Source organism: Methylophaga lonarensis MPL, assembly GCF_000349205.1.
GTDB lineage: Bacteria > Pseudomonadota > Gammaproteobacteria > Nitrosococcales > Methylophagaceae > Methylophaga > Methylophaga lonarensis.
This window is the reverse complement of the sequence record NZ_APHR01000081.1, coordinates 1-5,598: the sequence shown is the minus strand read 5'-3', so window position 1 is coordinate 5,598 and position 5,598 is coordinate 1. Positions and strand designations below refer to the sequence as shown.

At 49.6% G+C, this 5,598-nt stretch carries 11 protein-coding genes and 1 pseudogene; 10 read left to right on the top strand and 2 right to left on the bottom strand.

Annotation, left to right across the window (positions count from 1 at the left end):
- The 7 genes and pseudogenes from hisF to tatC all read left to right on the top strand — a co-directional run.
- Positions 1-609, top strand: a 609-nt coding sequence (gene hisF, locus MPL1_RS12630; RefSeq protein ID WP_009727526.1) for an imidazole glycerol phosphate synthase subunit HisF, incomplete at its 5' end; no start/stop codon positions are given.
- Positions 610-704: 95 nt separating this feature from the next.
- Positions 705-988 (top strand): annotated as a pseudogene (locus MPL1_RS12625) (phosphoribosyl-AMP cyclohydrolase).
- A complete protein-coding gene (locus MPL1_RS12620; protein WP_009727524.1) occupies positions 985-1,305 on the top strand; it encodes a phosphoribosyl-ATP diphosphatase in 321 nt (106 codons plus the stop codon). The pseudogene MPL1_RS12625 and the gene MPL1_RS12620 overlap by 4 nt, the downstream one beginning before the upstream one ends.
- The gene (locus tag MPL1_RS12615) at positions 1,302-1,640 is read left to right on the top strand and encodes a histidine triad nucleotide-binding protein (protein ID WP_009727523.1); all 339 of its coding nucleotides are present in this window, start codon (positions 1,302-1,304) and stop codon (positions 1,638-1,640) included. The genes MPL1_RS12620 and MPL1_RS12615 overlap by 4 nt, the downstream gene beginning before the upstream one ends.
- A gap of 9 nt (positions 1,641-1,649) precedes the next feature.
- A complete protein-coding gene (tatA, locus tag MPL1_RS12610; RefSeq protein WP_009727522.1) occupies positions 1,650-1,904 on the top strand; it encodes a twin-arginine translocase TatA/TatE family subunit in 255 nt (84 codons plus the stop codon).
- 5 nt (positions 1,905-1,909) lie between these two features.
- Positions 1,910-2,221: a Sec-independent protein translocase protein TatB gene (gene tatB, locus MPL1_RS12605; RefSeq protein WP_009727521.1), complete on the top strand. Its 312-nt coding sequence runs from the start codon at positions 1,910-1,912 to the stop codon at positions 2,219-2,221.
- Positions 2,211-2,954 carry a twin-arginine translocase subunit TatC gene (tatC, locus tag MPL1_RS12600; RefSeq protein ID WP_009727520.1) on the top strand — a complete coding sequence of 248 codons (744 nt, stop codon included), beginning with the start codon at positions 2,211-2,213 and terminating at the stop codon, positions 2,952-2,954. Before tatB ends, tatC begins: the two co-directional genes overlap by 11 nt.
- Here the strand turns inward: tatC and MPL1_RS12595 are convergent.
- Positions 2,945-3,289, bottom strand: coding sequence for a pentapeptide repeat-containing protein (locus MPL1_RS12595; protein WP_009727519.1), 345 nt, complete (start codon positions 3,287-3,289; stop codon positions 2,945-2,947). The genes tatC and MPL1_RS12595 overlap by 10 nt on opposite strands.
- A 15-nt stretch (positions 3,290-3,304) precedes the next feature.
- Positions 3,305-3,553, bottom strand: coding sequence for a hypothetical protein (locus tag MPL1_RS12590; protein ID WP_009727518.1), 249 nt, complete (start codon positions 3,551-3,553; stop codon positions 3,305-3,307).
- 175 nt (positions 3,554-3,728) lie between these two features.
- Here MPL1_RS12590 and MPL1_RS13330 point away from each other — a divergent pair, with 175 nt between their 5' ends.
- Genes MPL1_RS13330 through MPL1_RS12580 form a run of 3 tightly spaced genes read left to right on the top strand, consistent with a single transcriptional unit; the run spans position 3,729 to position 5,532 of the window.
- The gene (locus MPL1_RS13330; RefSeq protein WP_051057090.1) at positions 3,729-4,142 is read left to right on the top strand and encodes a type 2 periplasmic-binding domain-containing protein; all 414 of its coding nucleotides are present in this window, start codon (positions 3,729-3,731) and stop codon (positions 4,140-4,142) included.
- Positions 4,143-4,147: 5 nt separating this feature from the next.
- A complete protein-coding gene (locus tag MPL1_RS13325; RefSeq protein WP_161604024.1) occupies positions 4,148-4,681 on the top strand; it encodes an ABC transporter substrate-binding protein in 534 nt (177 codons plus the stop codon).
- Complete coding sequence (locus MPL1_RS12580; protein ID WP_009727517.1) at positions 4,681-5,532, top strand: hypothetical protein; 852 nt, start codon at positions 4,681-4,683, stop codon at positions 5,530-5,532. Before MPL1_RS13325 ends, MPL1_RS12580 begins: the two co-directional genes overlap by 1 nt.
- Positions 5,533-5,598: the final 66 nt, after the last annotated feature.

The window sequence follows — 5,598 nt, the reverse complement described above, 5'->3', positions numbered from 1 at the left end:
TCAGACCATGAGCGCGAAACCATGGAAGAGGTTGTTCGCGCGGTCGCCAGTCAGGTTTTTATCCCGCTGACCGTCGGCGGCGGCATCCGAACAGTTGCCGATATTCGCCGGATGCTCAATGCGGGGGCCGACAAAGTGGGCATCAATTCTGCCGCAGTCAAAAACCCTGATTTTGTCAGAGAAGCAGCAGAGAAGTTTGGTTCACAATGCATTGTTGTCGCAATTGATGCCAAGAAAGTCTCACAAGCGGGTGAAGCCAATCGCTGGGAGATTTTTACTCATGGTGGACGTCAAGCCACCGGGATTGATGCTGTGCAGTGGGCCCAAAAGATGGTTGAACTTGGCGCGGGTGAAATCCTGCTGACCAGCATGGACCGTGACGGCACCAAATCCGGATTTGATCTTGAGCTGACCCGAGCGGTAAGTGATGCTGTATCAGTACCGGTCATTGCTTCCGGTGGCGTCGGCAAGTTGCAGGATTTAACTGACGGCATCAAACTGGGTCATGCTGATGCCGTGCTCGCCGCGAGTATTTTTCATTTTGGCGAACACACTGTTGAAGAGGCCAAACAACAAATGGCAGAACAAGGTGTTGAGGTTCGACTGTGAGTGACTGGCTGGACCAGGTGAACTGGAACAATGATGGATTGTGCCCTGTGATTACACAGGAGCATTCCAGTAAGCAAGTACTCACACTTGCCTGGATGAACCGTGAATCGTTGAAGCTGACTGCCGAAACCGGTCACGCCGTTTACTGGTCACGATCCAGACAGCAACTGTGGCACAAGGGCGGACAGTCGGACATCAGCAGATCATCAAATCCATTCGTATCGACTGTGATCAGGATGCCATTTTGTTACTGGTGGAACAAAAAGGCGGAATCGCCTGCCATACCGGTCGACATCACTGCTTTTTTCAAGAATTACAGGATGGGCAGTGGCAAACAACTGAACCGGTACTCAAAGATCCGGATGAGATATATTCATGAGCGATATCCTGCAAAAACTGTCTGAAGTGCTCGAGGCGCGTAAAAACGCCGATGCAGACAGCTCCTATGTGGCCAGTCTCTACCAGGCCGGAACAGACAAGATTCTCAAAAAAGTTGGCGAAGAGGCCGCAGAGACGATTATCGCTGCAAAAGACGGTGACAAGGCGCAAATCATCTATGAAACGGCCGATCTGTGGTTTCACACGATGGTATTGCTGGCGCATAATGATATTTCCGTCAACGCCGTTATCGAAGAGCTGGATCGACGTTTTGGCCTTTCAGGCCTTGATGAAAAAGCCAGCAGGGACACAAAATGACCGACTGTATCTTTTGCAGGATTATCGACGGCAGCATCCCATGCAGCAAAGTCTATGAAGATGAATGGGTGTTTGCTTTCAAGGATATCCAGCCCAAGGCCGAGGTACATGTGCTGGTGATCCCCAAACTACATATTGAACGGCTCGACCACCTTGATAGCAGTCACGCTGAGCTGATTACTCACATGATGCTGATTTTGCCAGAGCTGGCAAAATCCCAGGGGTTGGATAATGGTTTCAGAACCATTATCAATACCGGCCCGGGCGGTGGTCAGGAAGTCGGACATTTGCACATTCATCTACTGGGTGGCTCAAATCTGCCCGGCTTTCACTAGGAGCGTGACATGGGATTTGGTGGTATTAGTGTCTGGCAGCTACTGATCATACTGGTCATTGTTGTCTTGCTGTTCGGAACCAAAAAACTGCGCTCTTTGGGCGGTGATCTTGGCAGCGCCATCCGTAACTTCAAATCCTCTCTGCGTGAAGGTGAGCAAGAAAATAATACGGAAGAGCCCGACAAACCAATTGAACACCAGAAAGATTCGACAGACAGCCAACAACAGCAACGGACCGCCGATAAAGACAAGAATGCCGGTTAGGTATCGTGTTTGACATTGGCTTCTGGGAAATTCTGCTGATAAGCGTGGTCGCACTGATCGTTGTCGGGCCTGAGCGACTACCTAGACTGGCGCGTGTCACCGGCCTGTGGCTCGGCCGTGCCAATGCTACGCTGCAGGGCATCAAAAGTGAGATCTCAAAAGAACTGCGAGCAGAAGAACTCAAACAAGCGCTGCGTAAACCCGACGACTTACCTGACATGAACGAAATCATCAATATTGATGAAGCGACCAAACCTGATCGCGCATCAACACCAACCTCAAACAAAACCAGCGATCAGGACAACAATGTCAAATGACGAACAGCAGCCGCTGATTAGCCATCTTGTCGAGTTACGTGACCGTGTTCTGAGGGCGGTGCTGGCAATACTGATTTTGGCCGTCGCGCTGCTACCTTTCTCCAATGACTTGTATTTGTGGCTATCAGAGCCATTGCTACGTCATTTGCCTGAAAGCAGCTCCATGATTGCCACCGAAGTGGCATCACCATTTCTGGCACCGTTCAAACTCACCCTGGCCACCGCGATGTTGCTGGCCGTACCGCTGGTGTTGTATCAAGTCTGGGCATTTGTTGCGCCAGGGCTGTATCAGCATGAAAAACGTATCGTATTTCCATTGATGTTTGCCAGCACTATATTGTTCATCCTGGGCATCGCCTTTGCCTATTTCGTGGTGTTTCCGTTGATCTTCGGTTTTCTGACACAAGCCGCACCGGAGGGCGTGGCCGTGATGACGGATATCAGTAGTTATCTGGACTTTGTGCTAAAGATGTTTTTTGCATTTGGCCTGGCATTTGAAGTGCCGATACTGACCATGCTGCTCATAAGAACTGGAATTTCGACACGGCAAAGCCTCAGCGAGAAAAGGCCTTATATTATCGTCGGCGCTTTTGTCTTTGGCATGCTGTTGACACCGCCAGATGTCATTTCACAAACGCTGCTGGCACTACCTGTGTGGTTATTGTTTGAGCTTGGCCTGCTCTGTTCTCGCTGGTTTCCGGCCAAACCCATCGCGCAGCAAACTCAGGACTGATAACGCATCCGGGTACCATGCTGCAGTGACAACTGGATTTCAGCAGCGGTCAATGCCGATGGAAAATACACACCAGATATCTTGGCACCATGAATACTTGCACCGTTCAGACTCAGGCAGCGACTGAAGTCAATCCCCCTCAAATCGGCCTGCCGGAAATAACTGTTGGAAAAATCCAGTCCATCAGCAATAAGGCCTTGCAGATTAAGGTGACGAAAATCACAACCACTCAGATCGACCGGCTGACCACTGGCGACTCGATGATTGAAGTCTTCAATTTTTCCATCACGCAGTAACTGATAGAGAGGGTTCTGCGGCATCACAGGCGCGGCCATTTTTGAATCCTTGTATTAAGCAGTGATATCAATCGTACCACCCGGATTATCCGGGTTAAAGCCGGCTTCTTCTGCCTCGTTTGCCTGATTAACGACCATGTCGTCAGCCATAGAGGTGGGCGCTTGCTCACTAACACTCACCGTGTTCTGAGTTTCGCTTTCCTGAAGCTCCGGTGTTTGTTGTCCACGTTGTTGCTCTGCGGCCGGTAGCGGGTTAGTCAATGTTGGTTGGTTGCTGAATGGAGCGATTCCGGGAATTTCCATAAACGCCTCCTTTGGGTTGGACAGATCCTCAGCTTAACGCCAGGTTATTGTTTTGACAATATTTATCGTGTGTGACAAAGCAAGTTCCCACATGGTTCATCGGATGTCCTTGTGAGCTTTTTATTTTGTGATATTGTTCACAATGAAAAGCTGCCTCTATGTTCGTGGAGCCTGAATGTTCAGAGTCTGGAAAATCCTGCTAAGTTTGGTGATATTGATCTCCGGCGGCGGCTGTAACTCTCCATCAGAAAAACCGCTTCTACTTGGCATGATCCTCTGGCCAGGCTATGAATTGTTGTACCTTGCCAAACACGAAAACTACACTGACTCCTCGACTGTTCGTCTTATTCAATTGTCATCCGCCACCGAAGTTATGCGTGCCTTTCGTCAGGGGCAGCTTGATGTGGCTGCACTGACGCTGGATGAAGTCATTCGCCTGGCGCAAACAGAAGCTGACCTTCGAATATTCCTAATCACCAATATCTCTAACGGTGCCGACAAAGTCATCTCCAGGTATCTGATTCGACGGGCTGGAGCAACTGGAAGGCAAGCGAATGGCGCTGGAGATCAGGCGCTGTTGGCGCAATGATGTTGATGGAAGTTCTACACGCAGCCGATCTGACACGTGACCAGCTTACATTGATTCCCTCCACGGTTGATCAGCACATTGGCATCATGCGTCAGGCTGAAGTTGATGCGGTTATCAGTTTTGAACCCTATGCCTCAGCACTGGTGAGCGAGGGTTATCATGTCATTTTTGACAGCTCAAAACTTCAAAACCCAATTATTGATGTGCTTGTCAGCAGAGAAAGCATCATCGAGCAACATCAGCAACAGTTTCAACAACTTCTGGCCGGTCACTGGCAAGCGGTGGAACTATTGAAGCAGCACCCCGAAAAAGCCTTACCTATTTTGAAACAAAGACTCGGACAGACAGAGACAGCCCTGACCGGGATCTATCAGGGACTGATAATCCCAGACTTCGATCACAATGCCAGAATTATTGAACATGACCTGAACGGGCTGGCTGCATCAACCCGTGAAGCCATGTTCGAGTTTGGCTTGCTGAACGAAATTCCGATGCTGGATGCACTCGCGGATAACACCTTGCATGAAACCAGCCGGTGATGAAAACCTACAATTTGACTTTTTTCCTGCCCGCCGTATTTGCACTGACATTTTTAGCGCTGGCTACTTTATTGTCGACAATTGAGTATCTACAAAATCGCAGCGAAATTTTTAATCAGGCATCGCAGAATCTGCATGACTCCGGTTTACAGCTGGCCCATACCATCGAGTATGCAAGAGCAAACAATGCCCGGGAGCAGATTCGCAGTGCGATGCGGCAATTTGTTCTGAGAGATAGTGCCGAATTCAGTGCGCTGGTCGATGAACATTATCAGGTGATCTATTCATCCCAGGAACACTGGCACAACTTGTCTGCCCTTGACGCACTGCCCGACACCGCAAGTCTTTTTTTGACAGAAAAAACGGATGATTTTCGTGCCAGAGATCATCGGCAGGATTCTGCCATTCTGGTATCCATTCCAGTAATTACCTATGGCATCGACACTTTGGATAGTGGTCATGGCCGTTGGCAGCTTATTTTGCAAGACGATATCTCTGGTCGTTTGCAAACAGCCAGACATCAAACCATGATGAGAACTTTGCCCATGCTGGCCGTGGCTTTGTTACTACTACTAATGACCTACAGTGTCATGCGTAAGCTGGTGATCGATCCTCTCAGGGTCCTGGAGTCGATGGCACATCAGCTTAAGCAGGGACAGTTGAAACTCAGCAACCCTCTGACCGGAGACACCGCTCAACAGCAGTTGGCTGAAACACTGGTTGAAACCGGCGCACAACTGGAGCAGCAAATCCTGCAGATTCGCGAGAAGGAGCAGCGATTAAGCATCACGCTGGACTCCATTGGCGATGCCGTCATAGTGACTGATAAGGAAGGCAAGGTGATTCAATGAACAGTAAAGCCGAACAGATGACCGGTTGGCAACAACAGGACGCTTACGGACAAGCCTACCTCAAGT